Origin of the sequence: Mesorhizobium sp. B2-3-7, from assembly GCF_006442695.1 — a bacterium.
Classification (GTDB): Bacteria; Pseudomonadota; Alphaproteobacteria; order Rhizobiales; family Rhizobiaceae; genus Mesorhizobium.
In genome coordinates, this window is record NZ_VFVV01000002.1 from 338,898 (window position 1) to 361,212 (window position 22,315).

At 64.0% G+C, this 22,315-nt stretch carries 19 protein-coding genes; 4 read left to right on the forward strand and 15 right to left on the reverse strand.

All coding sequences use genetic code 11. The annotated features are described in order from the left end of the window. Positions 1-19: 19 nt before the first annotated feature. The 10 genes from FJ940_RS05510 to FJ940_RS05555 form a co-directional block, all read right to left on the reverse strand. The gene (locus tag FJ940_RS05510; RefSeq protein WP_140655688.1) at positions 20-2,071 is read right to left on the reverse strand and encodes an ABC transporter ATP-binding protein; all 2,052 of its coding nucleotides are present in this window, start codon (positions 2,069-2,071) and stop codon (positions 20-22) included. Continuing rightward, complete coding sequence (locus FJ940_RS05515; RefSeq protein ID WP_140497909.1) at positions 2,064-2,942, reverse strand: ABC transporter permease; 879 nt, start codon at positions 2,940-2,942, stop codon at positions 2,064-2,066. The genes FJ940_RS05510 and FJ940_RS05515 overlap by 8 nt, the downstream gene beginning before the upstream one ends. Beyond that, positions 2,939-3,892 carry an ABC transporter permease gene (locus FJ940_RS05520; protein WP_140498118.1) on the reverse strand — a complete coding sequence of 318 codons (954 nt, stop codon included), beginning with the start codon at positions 3,890-3,892 and terminating at the stop codon, positions 2,939-2,941. Before FJ940_RS05520 ends, FJ940_RS05515 begins: the two co-directional genes overlap by 4 nt. A 70-nt stretch (positions 3,893-3,962) precedes the next feature. Continuing rightward, positions 3,963-5,627, reverse strand: coding sequence for an ABC transporter substrate-binding protein (locus FJ940_RS05525; RefSeq protein ID WP_140497911.1), 1,665 nt, complete (start codon positions 5,625-5,627; stop codon positions 3,963-3,965). A 233-nt stretch (positions 5,628-5,860) separates the two neighbouring features. After that, on the reverse strand, positions 5,861-7,045 hold the full coding sequence (locus FJ940_RS05530; protein ID WP_140655690.1) for a mandelate racemase/muconate lactonizing enzyme family protein: 1,185 nt from the start codon (positions 7,043-7,045) through the stop codon (positions 5,861-5,863). Then, positions 7,042-8,148 (reverse strand): mandelate racemase/muconate lactonizing enzyme family protein, encoded by a 1,107-nt coding sequence (locus tag FJ940_RS05535; RefSeq protein ID WP_140558258.1) that lies wholly within the window; start codon positions 8,146-8,148, stop codon positions 7,042-7,044. Before FJ940_RS05535 ends, FJ940_RS05530 begins: the two co-directional genes overlap by 4 nt. 29 nt (positions 8,149-8,177) lie before the next feature. After that, positions 8,178-8,870 (reverse strand): GntR family transcriptional regulator, encoded by a 693-nt coding sequence (locus tag FJ940_RS05540; protein ID WP_140558256.1) that lies wholly within the window; start codon positions 8,868-8,870, stop codon positions 8,178-8,180. 176 nt (positions 8,871-9,046) lie between these two features. Further along, on the reverse strand, positions 9,047-10,201 hold the full coding sequence (locus FJ940_RS05545) for an efflux RND transporter periplasmic adaptor subunit (protein WP_140655692.1): 1,155 nt from the start codon (positions 10,199-10,201) through the stop codon (positions 9,047-9,049). A gap of 15 nt (positions 10,202-10,216) precedes the next feature. Continuing rightward, positions 10,217-13,393: a multidrug efflux RND transporter permease subunit gene (locus FJ940_RS05550; RefSeq protein ID WP_140655902.1), complete on the reverse strand. Its 3,177-nt coding sequence runs from the start codon at positions 13,391-13,393 to the stop codon at positions 10,217-10,219. Beyond that, the gene (locus tag FJ940_RS05555; RefSeq protein WP_140655694.1) at positions 13,387-13,635 is read right to left on the reverse strand and encodes a hypothetical protein; all 249 of its coding nucleotides are present in this window, start codon (positions 13,633-13,635) and stop codon (positions 13,387-13,389) included. Before FJ940_RS05555 ends, FJ940_RS05550 begins: the two co-directional genes overlap by 7 nt. A 246-nt stretch (positions 13,636-13,881) precedes the next feature. Here FJ940_RS05555 and FJ940_RS05560 point away from each other — a divergent pair, with 246 nt between their 5' ends. Beyond that, positions 13,882-14,475 (forward strand): TetR/AcrR family transcriptional regulator, encoded by a 594-nt coding sequence (locus FJ940_RS05560; RefSeq protein WP_140497923.1) that lies wholly within the window; start codon positions 13,882-13,884, stop codon positions 14,473-14,475. Between the two features lie 332 nt (positions 14,476-14,807). Here the strand turns inward: FJ940_RS05560 and FJ940_RS05570 are convergent, their stop codons facing one another. The 5 genes from FJ940_RS05570 to FJ940_RS05590 all read right to left on the reverse strand — a co-directional run bounded on the left by FJ940_RS05570 (position 14,808) and on the right by FJ940_RS05590 (position 20,210). Continuing rightward, positions 14,808-15,830, reverse strand: coding sequence for a LacI family DNA-binding transcriptional regulator (locus tag FJ940_RS05570; protein ID WP_140655696.1), 1,023 nt, complete (start codon positions 15,828-15,830; stop codon positions 14,808-14,810). Positions 15,831-15,945: 115 nt separating this feature from the next. Continuing rightward, positions 15,946-16,737 carry an ATP-binding cassette domain-containing protein gene (locus FJ940_RS05575; RefSeq protein ID WP_140497927.1) on the reverse strand — a complete coding sequence of 264 codons (792 nt, stop codon included), beginning with the start codon at positions 16,735-16,737 and terminating at the stop codon, positions 15,946-15,948. Between the two features lie 3 nt (positions 16,738-16,740). Then, on the reverse strand, positions 16,741-17,727 hold the full coding sequence (locus tag FJ940_RS05580) for an ABC transporter permease (RefSeq protein ID WP_140558252.1): 987 nt from the start codon (positions 17,725-17,727) through the stop codon (positions 16,741-16,743). 118 nt (positions 17,728-17,845) lie between these two features. Next, positions 17,846-18,781 (reverse strand): substrate-binding domain-containing protein, encoded by a 936-nt coding sequence (locus FJ940_RS05585; RefSeq protein WP_140655698.1) that lies wholly within the window; start codon positions 18,779-18,781, stop codon positions 17,846-17,848. Between the two features lie 271 nt (positions 18,782-19,052). Continuing rightward, the gene (locus FJ940_RS05590) at positions 19,053-20,210 is read right to left on the reverse strand and encodes a fumarylacetoacetate hydrolase family protein (RefSeq protein WP_140655699.1); all 1,158 of its coding nucleotides are present in this window, start codon (positions 20,208-20,210) and stop codon (positions 19,053-19,055) included. Between the two features lie 127 nt (positions 20,211-20,337). Here FJ940_RS05590 and FJ940_RS05595 point away from each other — a divergent pair, with 127 nt between their 5' ends. The 3 genes from FJ940_RS05595 (at position 20,338) to FJ940_RS05605 (ending at position 22,172) form a co-directional block, all read left to right on the forward strand. After that, the gene (locus FJ940_RS05595; RefSeq protein WP_246670981.1) at positions 20,338-21,117 is read left to right on the forward strand and encodes a 2'-5' RNA ligase family protein; all 780 of its coding nucleotides are present in this window, start codon (positions 20,338-20,340) and stop codon (positions 21,115-21,117) included. Between the two features lie 130 nt (positions 21,118-21,247). Further along, on the forward strand, positions 21,248-21,601 hold the full coding sequence (locus FJ940_RS05600; RefSeq protein ID WP_140655701.1) for a nuclear transport factor 2 family protein: 354 nt from the start codon (positions 21,248-21,250) through the stop codon (positions 21,599-21,601). Positions 21,602-21,818: 217 nt separating this feature from the next. Beyond that, positions 21,819-22,172 carry an ArsC family reductase gene (locus FJ940_RS05605; RefSeq protein ID WP_140623566.1) on the forward strand — a complete coding sequence of 118 codons (354 nt, stop codon included), beginning with the start codon at positions 21,819-21,821 and terminating at the stop codon, positions 22,170-22,172. Positions 22,173-22,315 lie beyond the last annotated feature (143 nt).

Consider the following 22,315-nt stretch of genomic DNA (forward strand, 5'->3'; position numbering starts at 1 on the left):
GCAGGGGCCGTATGTTCGGCTACGCCGGCTCGGTATCGACCGCTGCCGGCCTCTGCAGCCTGGCGAGTTCCGCGTAGGGAATATGGCAGCGGATCGAGTGTCCGGGGCGCGCCTCGGCCAGCGCCGGTTCCTGCTGTTCGCAGATCGGGCCGATCTTGCGTGGGCAGCGCGTGTGGAAGACACAGCCCGGCGGCGGATTGGTGGCGCTGGGGATTTCGCCGTCGAGACGGATGCGTGCCGTCTCGGTCTGGTCGAGCCTGGGCACGGCCGACAGCAGCGCTTCGGTGTAGGGATGATGCGGGCCGGAGAAAACCTCTTCCGACGGCCCAAGCTCCATGATGCGACCGAGATAGAGCACGGCGATCTTGTCGGAGAGGTAGCGCACCACGCCAAGGTCATGCGAGATGAAGATGTAGCTGACGTCTTCCTTCGCTTGCAGATCGGCGAGCAGGTTCAGGATCGCGGCCTGCACCGACACGTCGAGCGCCGAGGTCGGCTCGTCGCACACGACGATGCGTGGATCGCCGGCGAAGGCGCGCGCTATGGCAACGCGCTGTTTCAGTCCGCCCGACAGCTGGCGCGGCTTCACGACCAGATGCCGGTCGGTCAGCCGCACCGAGCGGACGAGGTCGTCGAGGCGCGCCTCGAGCGCCTTGCCGCTCAAGCCCGCCAGCCGCTTCAGCGCGCGGCCGATCAGATGCCTTATCGAATGCGACCGGTTGAGTGCGGAGTCCGGATTCTGGAAGACGATCTGCATCGCCTTGACCTGGTCGTCGCTGCGGTCCCCCAGCCGCGGCGCCAGCGCCTTGCCCTCGAGCTCGATGCTGCCGCCGTCGTCGGGCGGCACAAGGCCGAGCAGCAGCCTGGCGAAAGTGGTCTTGCCGCTGCCGGATTCGCCGACCAGCCCGAGCGTTTCGCCCGGCCTGAGATCGAGCGACACGTCCTTCACCGCGCGCAGCGAATGGCCATGGCTGGCAAAGGTCTTGTTCAGCCCGGCGACCCGCAATACCGGCGCGGCTGCGGCTTTCGGCGCGGCGGGCGCGTCGCTGGGCGTCGCGCGCGGCAGGGATTGCGCCTTCTCGTGATAGTGGCAGCGCGACAGCCGGCCGCCCAGTTCGTAGAGCGGCGGCAACTCGTTGCGGCAGCGATCGGTAGCGAGAGCGCAGCGGTCGGTGAAGGGGCAGCCCTTGATGTCGGCCCCGATGCCGGGCAAAAAGCCCGGGATGGTGTCGAGGCGGCCCTGGTCCTTGCGCTGGCCGCCGCGCGGCAGGCAGCGCAGCAGCGCTACCGTATAGGGATGGCGCGGATCGTTGAAGACGGCCTCCGTCGGCCCTTCCTCGACCAGCATGCCGGCATAGAGCACGCCGACGCGATCGCACATGTTGGAGACGACGGCGAGATTGTGGCTGATGAACAGGATCGAGGCCGACAATTCTTGCCGCAGCTGCGCGATCAGGTCGAGCACCTCGGCTTCGACGGTCGCGTCGAGGCCGGTCGTCGGCTCGTCCAGGATCAGCATCGAAGGATCGTTGGCCAGCGCCATGGCGATCGCCACGCGCTGCTGCATGCCGCCGGAAAGCTGGTGCGGATAGCGTTGCATGACGCTGGCCGGATCGGAGATCCGCACCCGGTTGAGCATGGCGATTGCGCGATCCTCGGCTGCCTGCCCCGTTTTGCCCCCAAGCTCGAAGATCTCGGTCAGCTGGCGACCGATGCGGATCGACGGGTTGAGCGCCTTGCCGGGGTCCTGATAGACCATGGAGACGCTTTCGGCGCGCATTTGCCTGAGCGCCTCGGCATCGAGCTTCATGACGTCCTGGCCGTCGAGCGAGATCGCGCCGCCTGATATCGAACCGTTTCGCGGCAGGTAGCGCACGACGGAAAGGGCGACTGTGGATTTGCCGCAGCCGGATTCGCCGACCAGCCCATAGGCCTCGCCTTGGCCGATGGTGAGACTGAGATTGCGCAGCACCGCCCGGTTTCGGCCCGAAACACGATAAGCGACCGACAGGTCGTCGAGGTCGAGTGCGTTCTGGGCCTTGGCCTTCCGGGTCTTGGAGGGTTCAGTCATTGAAGGCTCCATGCACGCCGTCGGCCGCCAGATTGACGCCGATCACCAGCGAGGCGATGGCGAGCGCGTCGAACAGCACGGTCCACCAGAAGCCGCCGCCGATCATGCCGTAATTGCTGGAAATCGAGAGCCCCCAGTCCGGCGACGGCGGCTGGATGCCGAAGCCCATGAAGGAAAGCGTGGCAACCGCGAAAATGGCATAACCAAGCCGCACGGTCGTTTCAACCAGGATCGGCGGAATGACGTTGGGCAGGATCTCGACGAACATCGTATGCAGCGCACTCTCATGCCTGAGCTGGGCCGCGGCGACATAGTCGAGCTCGCGCTCAGCCAGCACCGCCGAGCGCACGGTGCGCGCGATGATCGGCGCGAAGCTCAGGCCGATGACCACGATGACGGTGGTCTTGGACGTGCCGAGCGCCACGATGGCGAGCAGCGCCACGATCACCACCGGGATTGCCATGAAGGCTTCCAGGATGCGGCTGACGACATCGTCGACGATACCGCGGAAGTAACCGGTGAGCAGCCCGAGCGCCGTGCCGGCCACCGTCGCCAGCAATGTCGCCAGCGGCGCCACGGTCAGGATGTCGCGCGAGCCGACGATGACGCGCGAGAAGACGTCGCGGCCGATCTGGTCGGTGCCGAACCAGTGTTCGGCCGAAGGCGGCGCCAGCGCGTTGATGATGTCGTCGGCGAGCGGATCGTAGGGCGCGAAATGTTCGCCGAACAGCGCACAGGCGACCCAGAACAGCACGATGGTGATGCCGACGAGGAAGGTGCCGGAGCGAAGCAGCGAGGACAAAACCTCCGCCAGGGGGCTGCGCTGGCGGGTGTCGTCCTGTCTGGCGGGACTGGTCTGGACGGCGCTCATTGTTCTGACCCCAGCCGGATGCGTGGATTGAGCACGGAATAGAGGAAGTCGGCCACAAGGGTGGCCACGGCATACACGATGCCGATGGTCAGGATGCCTGATTCCAGCATCGGGAAATCCTTGCCGCGCGCAGCGGTGAAGATCAGCGAGCCGATACCCTGGTAGCGGAACAGCGTCTCGATCACCACGAGGCCGCCGATGAGATAGCCGGTCTGGGTGGCAATGACGGTGATGGTGGGCAGCAGCGCATTGCGCAGCACATGGCGCCAGATCACCGTGCGCCAGGGCAGGCCCTTGAGCACCGCGGTTCGCGTATAGTCGGAATCGAGCGCCTCGATCATGCCCGAGCGCGCCATGCGCGCGATATAGCCGAACAGCACCAGGAACAGCGGCAGCGCCGGCAGGATCAGGTAGTAAAGCTGCGTGAAGAAACCGGCATCACGCGGCCATGCCGCCGAGATCGGCAGCCAGCGCAGCCAGACACCGAAGATCAGGATCAGGATGATGCCGGTGACGAACTCCGGCAGCACCGTCACCGACAGGCCGCCAAGGCTGATGATGCGGTCGAGCGGCCGGTTGAGGTTGAGGGCCGCGACGACGCCGCCAAGGATGCCGATTGGCACCACCAGCACGAAGGCGACCGCCGCCAGCTTCATCGAATTGCCCAGCGCATCGATGACGAAGGGGGCGACCGGCGAGCGGAAGATGTAGGACGTGCCCATGTCGCCCTGGACGAAGTTTGAAATCCAGCTCCAGTACTGGGCAAGCAGTGGCCGGTCGACGCCGAGCGAATGGTTGAGCGCATCGACGGCGCGCTGGTCGGCGAACGGCCCCAATATGGCGCGCCCGACATTGCCTGGAAGCACCTGTCCGCCCAGAAAGACCATGATGCTGAGCAGGAACAGCGTGACGAGCGAAAGCGAGACGCGCCGGACAAGGAAGGAGAGAATGGCTAACACTCCCTGAGTAGCCAGCTCCCGTCAGGAAGCTGGCTGTTATAGGATTGGCTTTCCCTTCCGCTCAGGCCTTCGACGCCTTTTCCAGGAACAGCTGCGACATCGCGGTCGGCTGCACGCCGGCCACGCCCTTCGCCGTCGCCGTCAGATAGTCGTAGAAATAGCCGAAGATGACCGGCGTCTCCTCGAGCAGAAGTTTCTGGATCTTGCCTGCCGTCGCCTTCTGCGCTTCGAGATCGAGGGCCGCGATATAGCTGGTCGCCAGCGCGTCGTAGTCCTTGTTCTTGAAGTGCGCCGCGTTCCACGTGCCTTCGCTCTTCAGCGGGGCGGCAAGATAGACGTTCGGCACGCCGCGGTGGCCGTAGTCGGTGATGCCCATTTCCGAGTCCAGCCAGTTCGATTTGCCGAACACGGCGTCGCCGTAATAGGCGCTCTGGTCGAGGATGTTGAGCTCGAGCTCGATGCCGATTTCCTTGACCCAGTTCTGGATGAGCTGGGCGTATTCGGGGATTTCGAGATAGCGCTCGGTGGTCAGCGTCATCTTGAAGCCCTTGCCCGCGCCCGCCGCCTCCATGAGCTGCTTGGCCTGCGCGATGTCCTGCTTGCGCTGCGGCACGCTCGCATCGGTCGAGGGATAAACCGGGGCGAACGGGCTGTCGTTGCCGGCCACGGCGCGCCCCTTCATCAGGCCCGCGACTAGCTTGTCGCGGTCCAGGCTGAGCGCGATGGCGCGGCGCACGCGCGCATCCTTCATCGGCCCGTCGTCGCAGCGCAGGTGCAGTTGCTGGTGCGCCGACGATTTCAGGCTGATGATGTCGATGTTGGGATCGTTGAGCAGCGCCACGCCAGACAGGACAGGCATCTGGTTGATGATGTCGACCTGCCCGCCCTGCAGCGCCAGGATCATTGGCTGCATGTCGGCAAAGAACGTGAATTCGGTGCGTTCCGGCAGCGCCTTCTCGCCCCAGTAGCCTTCGTTGCGGACGAAGGAAGCGCCGACCTTCGGCGTGTATTTGTCGATCTTGAACGGCCCGGTGCCGTCGAAGCTCTTTTCGTAGTCGCCCTTGTAGCTCGCCGGCACGATGACGGCGTTGTAATTATCGGACGACACCATGTAGGGAAAGTTGCCGTTCGGGGCGTCGAGGTGGAATTCCACCGTGTAGTCGTCGACCTTCTTGCTGGCGCCCTTCGACAGGATACCGGTGAACACCGACAATGCGTTGGACGAGTTGGCCGGGTCGGCGATCCGGTCGATGCTGGCCACCACGTCGTCGGCCTTCATTTCGCCGCCTGAGTGGAACTTCACGCCCTTGCGCAGCTTGAAAGTCCACACCGAGCCGTTGTCGTTCGGCTTCCAGCTTTCAGCCAGCGCCGGCTTGAGCACGAGATCGGGGCCGTCGACGCAGAGGAACTCCGCGACTTGCTGCATGATCAGCAGGCCGCCGGCATCGGCGATGGTGACAGGGTCGATCGTCGCCGCCGGCACGCTGCTTGCGACGCGGATCGTGGCGCCTGGCGCGCCTTGCGCCCGGGCGAGCGACGGCATGGCACCGAGGCCCGCGGCCGTGGTGATGCCGCCCAGCAGCGGCAGCGACAGGCCGAGCAGGCTGCCATGGCGGATGAAGTCGCGGCGGCTGACACGGCCGTCGACGAGACCGTCGATGAGGTGATTTTCGAGCGGCGAGCGATTGCGCCGGATGAGGTCGAGAATGCGATAATTCTTGCTCATGGGTTTGACCCTTTCCCCTGTTTCTTATGGTTGACGAAAATTCGCGACTATACCGTTTCCGGTCGCCAGAGGCCTGTAGACCGGGACTGTAGCACGCGGTTTTGTCCGGTCCATCCAGTCCTTGGCGCGGACGTGCCGGTTTCTGGGCTGCACTGCTTCCTCTAGTCCGTGGCCACCCTTTCCGACCGGGATCGCGGCGGCTGGCTTCTGCTGTTGTGGCCGGCCGCCCTCATCTAGTTCAGCGGCAAACGACGGTAAGTTCCGGGCTTTGCCGGATCGTGATATTTGTTGCAGGGCCCGTTCTCGGCGAAGTTGCGATGGCAGGCAGCGAGCCGTTCTCGCGACAATGTGATGCCGAGACCGGGCCCCTCCGGCACAGGCACGACATTATTCCTCGGGCAAAACGGTCCTTCCTCGGTGACGTCGGTCGGTTGCATGCGAAACAGCGACTGGTTCGGTTCCCGTATCCAGCCGAGCGCCGCGCATAGATGCAGGTAGGCGGCGCTGCCGATGCCGCTGTCGCCGCTGTAGCACCAGAAATCGATGCCGGCGTGCTCGCAGGCGCCGACGAAGCGCAGCATGCGGCCGATGCCGCCATGCGCGGTTGGATTGCCGACGAAGGCGTCGGGCACCTTGAGGTCCATGGCGCGGGCGATGTCGATGTTGTGGGTCGAGAACGGGATCGAGCAATGGCGCCTGAGTTCGCGCATCTCCTCGATCGTCGCCACTGGATCCTCCCAATTGCGCACGCTAAGCTCTTCCAGCGGCCGTGCCAGTCGCCGGGCGGTGCTGAGCGAATAGGCCTGGTTGGAATCGATGCGGATCATCGCATCGTCGCCGAGCTTCCTGCGGATCAATTCGATCATCTTCAGCGAGATTTTTGGATCCTGCGTCGAGAACTTCCCTTCGAAGAAGGTCGTTCCGTGGGTCTCATGAAGCTCGACGCAGTAGTCGGCGACTTCCTCCGGCGTCGTCTCGCCTTTCACCCTTGGCCCGTCGCCGCGCAGCGAAAAGTAATCGGTGAACGGGATCTCCTTGCGCACGGCGCCGCCGAGCAGTTGGTAGAGCGGCTGGTTCCACACCTTGCCGCGCAGGTCCCAGAGCGCCATCTCGATCGCGCCGAAGGCCATGATGCGGGCGCGGTCGTTGATCGACTGCACGCCGGTCCAGTAGGGGAGGCAGACATGCTCGGCGCCCGCGATGTCGAAGGCGTCGCGGCCCACGAGCCGCGGTGCCAGGATGTCGTTGATGATCGCGGCTGCTGCCGGCGTCGGTGCTTCGCCGAGGCCGATCAGGCCATCTTCGGTCTCCACTTCGACAATGGTCGGCGAGAAGCCGTCGAGTTCACCGAACACCCAGGCATAAGGCGCCTCGAGCCTGAGGTTGATCGGCGTCGCCTTGATGCCGCGGATTTTCACCGGCCGACCTCGAAGAAGGGCTTGCCGAGAAGATCCGGGACGACGTCGATGCCGAGGCCCGGACCATCCGGAACGCCCATGCGGCTGCCGGTGACCGGCGGCTTGTTCGACGCCGTGCGCACCGTCACCCATTCGTGGAACGCGATGGCGTGCAGGCGGCGCTCCTGCGGCGTCGACAGCGACAGATGCGCCATGGCTGCCGTGTCGATCTCGGCGCCGCCGGTATCCTCGACGGTGATCATGAAGCCGAGGTCAACGGCGACATCGCGGATCAGCCGGGTCCTGCCGACGCCGCCGAGCCGCGAGATCTTCAGCGTCAGCCCGTCGGCCGCGCCCCGGCGATGAATTTCCAGCATGTCCTCCAGCGAGGTGACGGATTCGTCGAGCACCATCGGCTTGTCGAGCATGCGGCGCACCGACATGTTTTCCTCGATCGTCGTGCAGGGTTGCTCGAATGTGTAATCGATCGAGCGCGTCGCATCAGCGAACTGGCGCGCCTGGTAGTGCGTCCAGCCGGCATTGGCATCGCAGAAGATGACAGTGTCTTTCGGCACTGAGGCGGCGACCGCCGTGACGCGTTCGATGTCGTCGCGAACGTTGCCGCCGACCTTGACCTGCAGCCGGTGGAAGCCGTCCTGGACGATGCGCTTCGCAAGTGCGGCCATGGCATCGACGCTGCCATGGGTGACGACCTTGTAAAGCTCGGCCGTATCGCTCTCCTTGCCGCCCAGCATCGTCACCAGCGGCACGTCGGCGGCGCGCGCGGCGAGATCCCAGCAGGCCATGTCGAGCGCCGACTTGATGTAGGGATGCCCTTTGAACACGATGTCCATCAGCCGGCCGATGCCGGCGAGGCCGCGCGGGTCGTGGCCGATGAGGTGCGGGGCGATCTCCATAACGCCGGCACGGGCGCCCGCCGGGAAGGCGGCCGAATAGAAATTGCCGAGCGGCGCCATCTCGCCCCAGCCGGTGATGCCGTCATCGGAGGTGATCGATACGATCACTGCGTCGAAGGCGTCGGCGACGCGCCCCTTCGACATGCGATAGGGGCCGTCCACGAAGGGCTGCGCGACATGGTAGGCTTTGATGGTTGCGATCTGCACGTTGATGTCCGTTGTCCGCTGGGGAAGGATCAGGCGCCTTTCGACGGGCGCCGTTCGAGAGCGCGCGCGTAGGCAAGAAGCTCTTCGAAGTCGTGGTCTATATGCTCGCGGGCGTGGCGCTGGGCAGCGCGCATGTCGTCGCCCTTGAGCAGCCGCACGTAAGTCTCGTGAACGTTCTCGGCAGGCACCGCTTCGTTGCGTGCCTGCTGGTGCAGGGCAAAATACATCTGCAACCGGCTGGTCAGCCGTTGCCATGTTTCCAAAAGAACGGAATTGTCGGCCCATTCGTGAATCAGGCCATGCAGTTGCAGCGCGGTTTCGATCTGCCTTGTGGTGTCGCGGTCGCGCGTCGCCTGCTTCACCGCCTCATGGCGCCGGTCGAGCTCATCGAAAAAGCGCTGGTCGCGCAGCTCCCATGTCCGCTCGATGGCGAATTCGTCGAGCACCTTGTTGAGCGAGTAGACATCGTCGATGTCCTTGGCGGTGACATTGATGACGAAGGTGCCGGCATAGGGGATGCTGGTCAGGATACCTTCCTGCACCAGCTCGCGCATCGCTTCGCGCAAAGGCGCGCGGCTGACGCGCATCTGTTCGGAAATCCTGAGCTCGTTGAGCTTTTGGCCCGGCTCCAACTGGCCGGTTAGGATTGCCCGTCGCAGCAGCGCCACGATCTCCGCGCGTCGGGTCGTATCCGCGATTGGACTGAAATCCGCCTTTGCCATCCCGGCCACTCCCGACGAAACAAAGGCAAGACAAGCAGATTGTCGACAATCTAACAAGGACTTTTGCGGCTTTTTTCACATCGCCGGTACTGGCCGGGCGGAGCTGCTCGCAAAAGCGGCGCCCGCGACCTGTGGGAAGGCCGGGGCGCCGCGCTGAAACCGGGCCTGCGGGGGAGTCAGGTGGCCGGTTTCTGTGGCAGTGGCGAAATCGGCATTCCAGGGCCGATCTTCTGCAGATTGCCTGTTATCACCTGGTCGCCTTCCGTGACTCCGCTCAGGATGGCGACCAGGTCGCCGCTGGTCGGCCCGGTCGAGACCAGCCGCTGGTCGACCGTGTTGCCCTTGCCGACGACGTAGAGATATTTGCCGAGCTGGCTCGAACCCAGTGCCACCTGCGGCACCATCAGCGCATCGGGCTGCTGTTTGACGTGCAGCCGGACGCGGACATATTGGCCAGGCAGCAGCGCGAACTTGGCGTTGCCGATGGTGGCGCGCGCGGTGATGGTGCCGGTCGAATGGTCGATCGTGTTGTCGATGAAGGTGAGTTCACCCTTCTGATGGGCTTCGGTCTCGCCCGGGAGCAGCACCTCGACCTCGATCGGGCCGGCGGCACGAGCTTCCTCGATCTGCGCCAGATCGCTCTCGCTCGGATTGAAGGTTACATAGATCGGGTCGAGCTGCACCAGCGTGTTGAGCACCGTGCCGGCGACGCTGACCAGCGTGCCGATCGAGGCCTGGTTACGGCCGATGCGGCCTGCGAAGGGAGCGCGAATCTCCGAATAGCTCAAATTGAGCTCGGCCGAGCGGACCGCCGCCTGGTTGAGCGCCAGCGACGCCAGCGCCTCGCGCAAGGTGCTGGTGCGCTGGTCGAAGCTGTCCTTGGCCAAATAGCCGCTCTTGGCGAGCTCGGTGCCGCGGCCGAGATTGGAGCGGGCATAGTCGAGCGTCGCTGTATCACGCTGCACCTGCGCCTTCGCCTGGTCGAGCGCCGCCTGGAAGTCCTGCGGCGCGATCCTGTAGAGGAGGTCGCCCTTCTTGACGTCGGCGCCGTCTTCGGCGGCCTGCTCTTCCAGGTAGCCCGGCACTCTGGCCTGCAGCGTGACGCTGCGGATCGGTTCGGTGCGGGCGGCATAGTCGAGATAGATCGGGATCGTTTTCTTCACCACGCTGGTCACCGGCACCGGCATGACGAATGCCGCGGGAGCGGGCGTTGCCGCTCCGGCCGTGCCGGCATTGAGGCTGAGGCTGCCCATATCGAGCAGGTGAACGCTCGCCACCGAGATTGCGCCCAGCGCGACAGCGGCGCCCAAAGCGATTTTCCATTTACGCATGTTCAGTCTCCAATCTTATTCGGCCGCTTGCGCCATGGGCGGCAAGGCGGGTTCGGCAGTTGGTTCGGAATGCAGGGAAGCGGGCTCGTCGCCGCCGCGCCGTTCGCGCAGCTGTTCGATGACCGCATAGAAGACCGGCACGAACACCAGCGACAGGATGGTCGCCGCCACCATGCCGCCGAAGACGGTGGTGCCGATCGATTGACGGCTGGCAGCACCGGCGCCGGTCGCGAACATCAGCGGCAGCACGCCCAGGATGAAGGCGAAGGCCGTCATCAGGATCGGCCGCAGCCTCAGCCGTGCCGCTTCCATCGCCGCTTCGACAATGCTGAGGCCTTCTTCGCGCCGTCGCCGGGCGAACTCGACGATCAGGATGGCGTTCTTGGCCGCCAGGCCGATCAGCATGACGAAGCCGATCTGCGAGTAGACGTCGATCTGCATGCCGCGCACCCACAGCACCACGAACGCGCCGAACAAGGCGAGCGGCACTGCCAGCAGCACCATGAACGGCATCGCCCAGCTCTCATATTGCGCCGCCAGGATCAGGAAGACGAAGACGATGGCGAGGCCGAAGACGACCGACGCGATCGATCCCGCCTTGAGCTCCTGGAAGGTGATGCCGGTCCATTCGAAGCCGAAATCCCTTGGCAGAGCCGTGGCGGCGGCCCGTTCCATGGCGGCGACCGCCTGGCCGGACGAATAGCCGGGCGCGGCGCCGCCATTGATCGAGGCCGAGGCGTTGTTGTTGTAGTGCGGCACCGTTTCCGGGCCGACGAACGGCACCAGCTTGCCCAGCGTGCTGAGCGGCACCATGCCGCCGGAGGCATTGCGCACATAGAGCCGCGAAATGTCGGCCGCACCTGCGCGTGCATCCTTGTCGGCCTGGATGGTCACCCGGAAGGTGCGGCCGAACAGGTTGAAGTCGTTGACGTAGAGCGAGCCGAGATAGATCTGCAGCGTGTTGAAGACGTCAGGCAGGTTGAGCCCGAGCAGCTTCGCCTTGGCGCGGTCGAGGTCGTAGTTGAACTGCGGCGTCGAGGTCGAGAATGGCGAGAAAAGCTGCTGAGGGTTGATTTCCGGCTGCTTGCGCGCCTCGGCGATCACGGCTTGCGTCGCGTCGTTGAGCGCGGTGCTGCCGCGGCCGGTAAGGTCCTCGACGACGAATTCGAAGCCGCCCGTGGTGCCGATACCCGGGATCGAGGGCGGATCGAAGGAGAGCGCGAACGCCTCCGGGATCTGCATCAGCTTGCCGCGCACGTCGGCGACGAGCTTGGAGGCGCTCTGGTCGGGGCCACGCTCCTCCCACGGCTTTAGGATGGCGAATTCGACCGCGGAATTCGACTGCGCCGCGCTGGTCAGGAAGTTCAGGCCGCTGATCGAGCCGACGATGTCGACGCCGGGCGTCGCCTGCAGGATGTCGCGCGCCTTCTGCGCCACAGCGTCGGTGCGTTCCAGCGAAGCGCCGTCGGGCAACTGGATGACGACGAAGAAATAGCCCTGGTCCTCGACCGGAAGGAAGGTCGAGGGAAGCTTCGCCCAGACGAAATAGGTGGCGACCAGCCCGGCTGCGAACAGGCCGAGCATGATCCAGCGCAAACGGATGAGGATGCGCACGCCATTGGCATAGGCATGCGACAGCCTGTCGAAGCCCGAATTGAACCAGCGGAACAGCACGAATTGCGTGCCTTGGCGATGGCGCAGGAAGGCAGCGCTCAGCGCCGGGCTCAGCGTCAGCGAATTGAAGGCGGAAATGCCGACCGAGATCGCCACCGTCAGCGCGAACTGGTTGTAGAGCCGTCCCGAAACGCCGGGGATGAAGGCGACCGGCACGAAGACGGCCATCAGCACGGCTGTGGTGGCGATGATCGGACCGGTGACCTCGGCCATGGCGGCTTTCGTCGCTGCCAGCGGTTTCAGCCCGGCCTCGAGCTGTCGTTCGACATTCTCGACCACCACGATGGCATCGTCGACCACAAGGCCGATCGCCAGCACCATGCCGAGCAGGGAGAGCATGTTGAGCGAGAAGCCCATCATCTCCATGACGACGAGCGTCGCCACCAGCGACACCGGAATGGCGATCGTCGGAATGATTGTGGTGCGCCAGCTTTGCAGGAAGATGAAAACCACGGCGACGACGAGGACCAGAGCCTCGCCGAGCGTGATCAGCACGTCATGCATGGAGGCCGAGACGAAGCGCGTCGTGTCGTAGTGCATGGCATAGCTGACGCCCTTGGGGAAGCGGGCGGACAGCTCCTGCATCTTGTCCTTGACGCGCTGCTGCAGATCGAGCGCGTTGGAGCCGGGCATCTGATAGACGGCGAGCACCACGGTCGGGTCCTTGCCGAAGAAGGCCGACGACGAATATTGCAGGGCGCCGAGCTCGATGCGCGCGACGTCGCGCAGCCGCACCAGCGAACCGGTGGCGGTGTTGGCGCGCACGACGATGTCGCCGAACTCCTTGGGATCGCTCAACCGGCCGACGGCATTGACCTGCATCTCGAAAGCGGTGCCGGCAGGCGCCGGAGACTGGCCGATCTTGCCGGCGGCCACCTGGACGTTCTGCTCGGCAATGGCGTTCTGGACGTCGACGGCGGTGATGCCGAGATTGGCAAGCTTGTCCGGATCGAGCCAGACGCGCATCGAATAGCGCCGCTCGCCGAAGATCTGCACGTCACCGACACCGGGCAGCCGCTTCAGCGGGTCGACCACTTGCAGATAGGCAAGGTTCGACAGTGCCACCGGATCGACGGAACCGTCGGGCGAGGTGAGGTTGACGATGAGGACAAAGTTCGGATTCTGCTTCTTGATCGTCACGCCGCCCTGATTGACGATCGCCGGCAGCGACGAGGCAGCCTGCGAGACGCGGTTCTGGACGTCGACGGCGGCGGTGCTCAGGGAGTAGCCGACATCGAAGGTGATGGTGATCGTCGAGGAACCGTCATTGGAGCTGGTCGACGACATGTAGGTCATGCCTTGCACGCCGTTGATCTGCTGCTCCAGCGGCGTCGTCACAGTGTCGGCGACCACCTGCGCGCTGGCTCCCGGATAGTGGGCGCTGACCACGACCTGCGGCGGTGTGATGTCGGGAAACTGCGAGACGGGCAGCAGGAAATAACAAATCGTCCCGGCGAGCACCATGATGATGGCGATCGCCGAGGCGAAGATCGGGCGGTGAATGAAGAAGTTTACCACGACACGCACGCCTCTCCGGCTGCTCTTGCCCTGCCGAACGCAGTGGCAACCCTGGACAGCCTCTGGCCGCGTCCGAACTCTTCCGACGAACGGAGCAACGGCACCTCGCCGCGCTGCGTGCCGGCAAGCGTGCGCAGCATTGTTTCGAAAGCGCGCGGATCGACCCCGTCGGCTTTCATGACCAGCCGGATCATCGGATCCCGAACGGCTTCATCTATGGTAAGATCGCGGCGCTGTGGCATTGGCCGGCTCCTTGTCTGTCGATTCGCAGCCCATGCTCGCGAACCGTTTTTCATCTCTTCACCGGCCGGAGCCGCATGAAATGCAATTTTTCGCCCGCCCCGATCTGGCCGGACCAGATCACGGTCTTGTTATTGACGGCGGACGCCATAGGTGTTACCAGTAAGTAACATTCTGGAAGTTACAGACCGGTAACACCCTAGTCAAGAGGTGGCCGAGGGATTTTTGGAAACGAAAGGAGATCAATGATGACAGACGGCGTCGTGGAGCGTCCTCGTCCCCGGGATCGGATCCTGGAGACGGCGCGCGACATGTTCCACAAGCACGGCATCAAGGGCGTCGGCGTCGACGCCATCACCGAGGCTGCCGGCACGAACAAGATGACGCTCTACCGTCATTTCGAATCCAAGGACGATCTGATCATCGAATGCCTGCGCGCCACCGCATCAAAGGCCGGCGCGATGTGGGACGCATTCGAAGCCGAGCACCCGGGCGACAAGCTCGCGCAACTGCATGCCTGGGTTCGCAAGGCGGCCGAGATGCTTACGGCCGATTGCCGGGGCTGCGACATGGCCAACGCCGCGGTTGAGCTGACTGAACCCGACCATCCGGCCAGGCGCGTGATCAAGGAACTCAAGGAAGCCCAGCGCGAGCGCTTGGTGGCGCTCTGCCGGGGCGCCGGCATCGGCCAGGCCGAACTTCTGGCCGATACGCTTTCGCTGCTGTGCGAAGGCGCGCGCGTGAGCGTGCAGACCGTTGGCACCGAAGGTCCCAGCGCGCAATTGGTGCGCATGGCGGAAGGGTTGATCCAGTCCTTCAGGGGCGGAGCCGCCGCGGGCTGATCCATCGGCAAGGCTCATTGGCGCCGGACAGCGCGTGCGCTTCCGGTTTGCCGTGGCTTTGATGTTGCGTGGATTCCCTGCCGTTCCCGGAAATGTCCGGCATGCAATAAAAAAGCCCGCTGCCGGGAGGAGGTGGCAGCGGGCTCGATTTCGAATGTGGTGCGGGAGGAGGTGCACCCCACTCAGCGCCGGCATCGCATCTGGGAGGAGTAGATGGCCGACAACCAAAAGCTATGAGTTGCCCAATGATTCGGCAATCGTGAATCGTGCATAGCAGCTGTGCAGATTCGCCGTATCGCTCGCGACGTGACCGGAAGGCCTCGCGGCCCGCGTCACTGCACCGGGACGTTTTCCCGGAAGATCAGCCGCGGCTCGATGAATTTCCGCGTCAGGTAGGGCGCCGATGATGCGATCGAGCCAAGCAGGCGGATGACCGATTGCTCGGCGATCAGCCTGGCATTCTGGTCGATGACGACGTCGGCGAGATCGTCGACGAGATAGCCGCGCGTTTCCCTCGCCAGGTCGTGACAGATGAATACCGGCTTGCGGTTGGGCCTGGCCTCCCGGATGGCCTTGGCAACGCCGGAGCGTCCGGCTCCAATGCAATAGATGCCGAGCAGTTCCGGCTCGTTGCGCAGCGCCTTCATGGTTTCGGCATAGCTGGCACCGGTCTCGTCGTTGATCTCGACGGCGCTGCTGACGCTCAGGTTGGGGAACTCCTCGCCGAGCACGGAGCGGAAACCCATCTCACGTTCCTCATGGCCGCGATAGGAGCGCGAGCCGACCACCATCGCCAACTGGCCCTCGCGGTCGCCGAGAAAGCGCCCCATCAGGAGTGCGGCGGTCCGTCCCGCCACCCGGTTGTCTATGCCGACATAGGCCGAGCGTGGTGCGGCCGGAATATCGGACACCAGCGTCACCAGGCGAATGCCGGCCTCGACGATGTCGCGCAGGATGTTGCGCGTCCTGGGATGATCGACGGCGATGACGCCGACGCCGTTGGCTTTCAGCGACAGGTTTTCGACGGCGGTCTGCAAAGCGTTCGGCGAGATTCCGGCGAGGTTGTGGATCCGGCACGAGGCAACGAGCGGCAGGCGCGAGGCATAATCCTCGATATGCCTGGCCAAATCCTGCATGAAGGCGTTGCTGCCGATCGGCAGGAAGAATTCCAGATTGGCCGGCCGCGAGGGGAGCGTTACCTGATCGGCGACCGGCAGATAGCCGAGCTGCTTGGCGGCCTCCATGACGCGCTGCCGGTTGGCCGCGCTGACCCCCTTCCGGTTGTTGAGCACCCTGTCGACCGTCGCCGTCGACAGTTCGCAGTTCCTGGCGATGTCAGAGACGGTGGCTTTCATGCCGCAACCCTATTGCCGATGCGATGGCACGCCAGACGGGCGATTTGAGCGGCGCCGATCGCGCCCATCGCCCGGACGCCCATTCTGCTGTTTCGCAGGGATGTTGCGCTCGTCCTCAATGCGATCCCTTGCCATCGGCGATGGCGTCGCGGATCTCCTTGTCCGACATGCCGGTGATGACGCGTTCAACCTCCGCCACGCTGGTCGTCTTGGGGTCGATGTCCCCGGCCACCACCTTGCCGCGCCGCATGACGACGATGCGGTCCACCACCTGGAAGACATGGTGGATGTTGTGCGCGATGAAGATGCAGGAATGGCCGGAATCGCGCGCGCTGCGCACGAAGCTCAGCACGCCCTGGGTTTCGGCGACGCCAAGATTGTTGGTCGGTTCGTCGAGGATGATGAGATCGCTGTCGAAATGCATGGCGCGCGCGATCGCCACCGCCTGGCGCTCGCCGCCGGAGAGCGAGCCGATCGGCGTGGTCGGCGGAATGTTCTTGGAAATGCCGACCTGCTTGAGCAGGTCGCGGGCGACCGTGTTCATCGCCTCCTGGTCCATGCGGTTGAGGAAGCGCGGCGGCTTGATCGGCTCGCGTCCGAGGAACAAATTGCGGGCGATCGACAATTGCGTGACCAGCGCCGAGTCCTGGTAGATGGTCTCTATGCCGTTGGCGATGGCGTCGCTGGTGTTGCGCAGGTTCACCTTCTTGCCGCGGATGAAGATGTCGCCGCTGGTCAGCGGCACCGCGCCCGACAGCACTTTGATCAGCGTCGACTTGCCGGCGCCATTGTCGCCGAGCAGGCCGACGATCTCGCGCTCGTTGACATGGAAATTGGCGTCCACCAGCGCCTGCACGCGCCCGTAGGACTTGCGGATGTTCTGCATGCGGATCAGTGGCTCGGCCATGGTTCACGTCCCTGCCTGATGCCGGCGTTCCAGCCATGAATGAAGCGCCATCATGCCAAGGATGATCGCGCCGATGAAGATGTTGTAGGCAAGGCCGGGCACGCCGATCAGCACGATGCCGTTGCGCATGACGCGCAGGATCAGGATGCCGAGCACGGTGCCGATGATGGTGCCGCGCCCGCCCGTCAGCGCCGTGCCGCCGATCACCACCATGGCGATGACCTCGAGTTCGTAGCCGGTGCCGCTGTTGGGGTTGGCCGCCGAGGTGCGCAGCGAGGAGATGACGCCGGCAAGCGAGGCCATGACCGAGGACAGCACGAACAGGCCGATCTTGACGCGGCTGACATTGACGCCGCGCGCCCTCGCAGCGTTCGGGTTGCCGCCGGCGGCCTGGATCCAGTTGCCGGTGCGGCTTTGCGTCAGCACATAGCCCAGCGCGATGGCCGCGGCGATGAACCAGAACAGCGACATGTAGATGCGGAACGGGCCGATGAAGAAATCGCCGACCAGCGCCTCCGCCAGCCAACTGCCCTCGGCGCTCCAGGTGCGCTGCGGAAAGCCGTCGGTGACGAACAGCGCGGTGCCGCGCACCACCAGGAGCATGCCGAGCGTGACCAGGAAGGACGGGATCTTGAGCTGCGTGACGAACCAGCCATTGACCAGGCCGATGAAGGCGGCGACCAGCAGCGCGACAACGAAGCCCATCTCCAGCGAGGTGAGGCCGCTGTTGAACAGCGTCCACATCAGCACCGGCGAGAAGCCGAACAGCGAGCCGACGGAAAGGTCGAATTCGCCCGACGTCATCAGCAATGTCATGGCCAGCGCGATCAGCCCGAGCTCGACCGTGAAGGCCAACGTGTTGGAGATGTTCTGGGGTGACAGGAAGTCGTGGTTGAAACCCCAGAAGACGGCGATCTCGACGACGAGCAGCACGAAGGGGCCGAATTCCGGCCGCGCGATCAGGCCTTGGACAAGCGAACGATTTTCCACGTGTAACCCGCGACTGGTTGGAATGGGCCGGACCATCGGGCCGCATCAAACGGCTCGATACCAGGCGAAAGGCGGGACGCCGCACGCCCGGTGGACGCGCGGCGTTGGGGATCAGGGACTATTTGCCGGACAGGATCTTGTCGTAGATCTGGGCGGTGTCTTTCTCATAGAGCGCGCCGGTGATGACGTTGAAGCCCGGGGGAATGCCGCTTGCGGCCATGTTGGCGAGCGACAGCGCGACATAGCTGGTCGCCTGCGGATCCTGCCACTGGCCGGCATTGACGTAGCCGTTCAGCACTTCCTGGGTGGTGTCGAGCGAGTTGCCCCAGCCGACGACGGGGATTTCGCCGGGCTTGACGCCGACCTGGTCGAACACGCGTTTGATCGAGCCGGTGACGAGGTCGCCAAGGCCGATGATCGCCTTCACCTTGGCCTTGTTGGCGGTGAGATAGTCGACCATGCGGTTGATCACCTCGGCCTGGTCGAGCGTCGCCTCGGTCACCTCATAGGTGATGCCGAGCGGCTCGAACACGCTCTTGATGCCTTCCTCTTCCTGCACGCCATAGGTGGCGCCGGGAATCTCGACAGGCATCCAGACGAAGTCGCCCTTCTTCACCAGGCCCTTGTCGACCAGATACTGCGCCCAGTGCTTGCCGAAGGTGACATTGTCGCCGCCGACATAGGCGTTGAAATTGGCCTTGGGATCGGGCGTGTTGAAATTGATGATCGGAATGTTGGCCGCGCGGGCTTCCTTGACGATCTCGACAAGGCTGCCCGGATCGGGGCTGGTGGTGGTGATGCCGTCGGCCTTGGCCGAGATCGCGGCCCGCACCGCCTCCTGCTGCGAGGCGACGTCGCCATTGTGGAAAGAGGTGTTGACGGTATTGCCGGTGTCCTTGGCCCATTGCTTGGCGCCGGCAAGGAAGTAGGTCCAGACCGGATCGGCCGGGCCGCCATGTGAAATCCAGTAGAACGTCTTGGCCTGCGCCGCCGCCGGAATGACCGTCAGCGCGACCAGCAGGCCGTATAGAACCACTCTTAGCCGTGTCAGCATTTGATTTCCTCCCGTTTGAAACTGATCAGTTCGAGACGCCCTCTTGATCGGGCAAGACCGCGTCCTCCCCGCCAACGTCGTGTTGGATGATCAGAGCATCCTCTTTTTCGACAAATGGCAAGCCTCCGCCCGTCAGTCGTAGTCGGCGCCTGACGGGGCGCCATCAGCGGTCCCATCAGATTGCATCAGTTCGGATGATTTTTCGCGGCAGGTGATACCGGCCTCGAGGGTCGCCGGAGCGATGATTGACCGCCCTCGGGTGAACCCAGAGCTAGAGGAGGCCGGCCCTGGCAAGATCGCGCATCAGATGGCTGGCGCCGTAGGTCCAGTGCGGGCAGTCCGGCGACAGTCGCACCCGGTTGACCAGCGCGCCGAATTTCTCCGACGAGATGGTGACGATGTCGCCGACCTTATGGGTGAACCCCTTGCCCTTCTCGCCGCGGTCCTTCGAAGGCACGAACATGGTGCCGAGATAGAGCGCCAGGCCGTCCGGGTACTGGTGATGCGGGCCCATGGCAGCCGCTACGAGCTCTTCGGGAGAGCGGCTGATCTCGGCCATCGAGCTCGCGCCCTCCAGCGAGAACCCGTCCTCACCTTCCACTTTCAGCCGGACCACGGCCCGCTTTACGTCGTCGATGGAGAACGTGCCGTCGAACAGGCGGATGAAAGGCCCAAGCGAGGCGGAGGCGTTGTTGTCCTTGGCCTTGCCGAGCAGCAGCGCGGAGCGCCCTTCGACATCGCGCAGATTGACGTCGTTGCCGATGGTGGCGCCGACGATCCTGCCGCTTGAGGCGGCGATCACGGCGATCTCCGGCTCCGGATTGTTCCAGGTAGAGACGGGATGCAGGCCGACATCGGCGCCGAAACCGACCGAGGCCATCGGCTGGCACTTGGTGAAGATCTCGGCGTCGGGGCCGATGCCCACTTCCAGATATTGCGACCAGGCGCCGCGCGCGATGAGCTTGGCCTTGATCTCCATCGCTTCCGGCGAACCGGGCTTGAGCTTGGACAGATCGTGGCCGATCAGCCCGGCAATGTCGGCGCGGATGGCATCGGCCTTTTCCGCCGAACCGCGCGCCTGTTCCTCGATGACGCGTTCCAGCAGGCTGACGACGAAGGTGACGCCCGAGGCCTTGATCGCCTGCAGGTCGACGGGGGAGATGAGATAGGGCCTTGCCGGATCACGCGCGGCCTCGAAACTGTTGGCCGCGATCTCATCGAGCGAGCCGATCGGCTTGCCCTTGGCCGAGCGCACATAACCGGCCGGATCGGCCATCTCGCAGATATCGCGCACGGTCGGCGCCGTGCTCGACGTGATGTCGAAGACGGTGCCATCACGCACCGTGACCACCAGGGGATGCGAGGCGTCGCTGCTTCTGGCGCGCCCGACAAAAAGGCCTTCGGCGGGCAGATGCATCGGGTTTGTCATGCGTGCGGTCCTCTGATCATCAAAAATGCGGCTTGCTGGTTCGGCGCGGCACTTTCACCGGATTCCTGTCAAAGGTCTATCCCGTTTGTGGTGAGCCAGGCGCCATGTCTGCCGGCGTCGTCGGCGATTGGCGTACCGCAAGGAAGCACTCCTTCAGGGGTTGGATGCATGCGGCGGTGCGGGAGCCCCAACGCCTGCGTCATTTTTCGGCTTGCGTTTGTTCTCGTTTTGTTCTCGTATGCTCGCCCTGAGTCAATTGGCGGACGAGATCAGTATGAGTGGGCAACCCGCATTCGGAACCGCGAAGAACGGCCAGGCCTTTTTCCGATGGGAACAGGCCGGGAAGCATTTCCACCGGCTGTTCTTTGCCATCCTCGTCGGCAGCGCGATTGCTGGTCGTCTCGCGCGAAAGGCCATTGCCTTGAACCGTGAATTCGGATTGCAAGGCTGGCTGGTTCCGGAAAATCACATCCACATCTCGCTTGTCGGCCTCGGCGACCATGAGGAGTACCCGCAGGAGTTGGCAGAGGCCGCCTGTCATATCGGATCGATGATCGTTGCGAAGCCCTTCGAGGTCTCGTTCGATCGCCTGTCGGCTTTTGGCGGTGGTGCACTGGTCCTGCGCGGCAGCGATGGCAATCCGCCGCTGCAGAAATTCTGGCGTGATCTGACGGCGGTGATCTCGGACAGCCCGCTAAACCCCTTTCTCACCAGGTCCATCGAACCGCATGTTACATTGCTTCGTGATGAAGTGGGCGTTCCCAGCATTCGCGAGCGGTCGATCGATCCGATCGGCTGGACTGTCCGGGATTTTGTGCTGATCCACAGTCTCATTGGGAAGGGCGCCTACAAGCAGCCCGGACGTTGGCGGCTGACCGGCCAGGACGATGCATTGCCCGCCATGTGAGAGCCTGCATCGTCCTCGCATAGTCCGCGCGGTCCATCATCCTGACATGGCATGTCAGCTACCAGACGGCACGACGATGGCAGGCCGCCAACCTTTCCCTATTTGCAATGCGTCTGAACAGGAGGAACACATGACCAACACGGAAATTGCCAAGGATTTCACGGAGCTTCTCAAGCGCGGTGACTACGAAAGTGCTGCCGAGAAATACAATGCCGACGACATCGTCAGCTATGAGGCCATGGAGGGGCCGATGGCCGTCTGCCGCGGCAAGGACGCCGTCAAGCAGAAAGGCCAGTGGTGGCAGGAAAACAACGAAGTCCATGGCGGCTCGGTCGAGGGCCCTTATGTCAACGGCGACCAGTTCGCCGTACGCTTTACATTTGACATAACGCCCAAGGCCACGGGCCAGCGTGTCACCATGGACGAGGTTGGCCTGTACACGGTCAAGAGCGGAAAGATTGCCGAAGAGCGCTTCTATTATTGAGACGGGTTTCCGGCTGTCGGCACATTTCGCCGCATCCTGAGCGGCCAGGATCATGTCCTGGCCGCTATCCGACCTGATGCACATCGTCGTCACGGATCGGCGACCGCGCGCCCGCCATTGAAGAAACTTACTCTTCGATGGTTCTGCCGGGCCGCTGGCAAAGCGCGCCGGGGCTGCTTAATCTGCGGCCAGATTCGAAGTCCGGAAAGCACCTGTTTTGACGATCACCATGTACGGCATCACCACCTGCGACACGATCAGGAAGGCCCGCGTCTGGCTGGAGGGCCACGACGTGCCGTACCGGTTCCACGACTATCGGGCCGAAGGCATCGAGGCGGGCAGGCTGGATGGCTGGGTCCGCAAGCTCGGCTGGGAAAAGCTGCTCAATAAGGGCAGCACCACGTTCCGCGAGTTGCCGGACAAGGATAAGCAGGGCCTGGATGAAAAGAAGGCCAAGGCACTGATGCTGGCCAAGCCGACGATGATCAAACGGCCTGTGCTCGAGGTTGGCGACCGCATCCTGGTCGGGTTCAAGCCGGATGTTTATGAGGCGGCGGTGGTCGGGAAGTAGGGCGCGGTACACTCTCAATTCGTCATCCTAGGGCGGAGCAAGGAGCGAAGCGACGCGGCGCAGACCCTAGGATCCATGCCGTGACTTTTGGGCGTCGCAGCCGTGCTGATTCTGCTCCGTTGCATTTCCGGACGGACGTCACG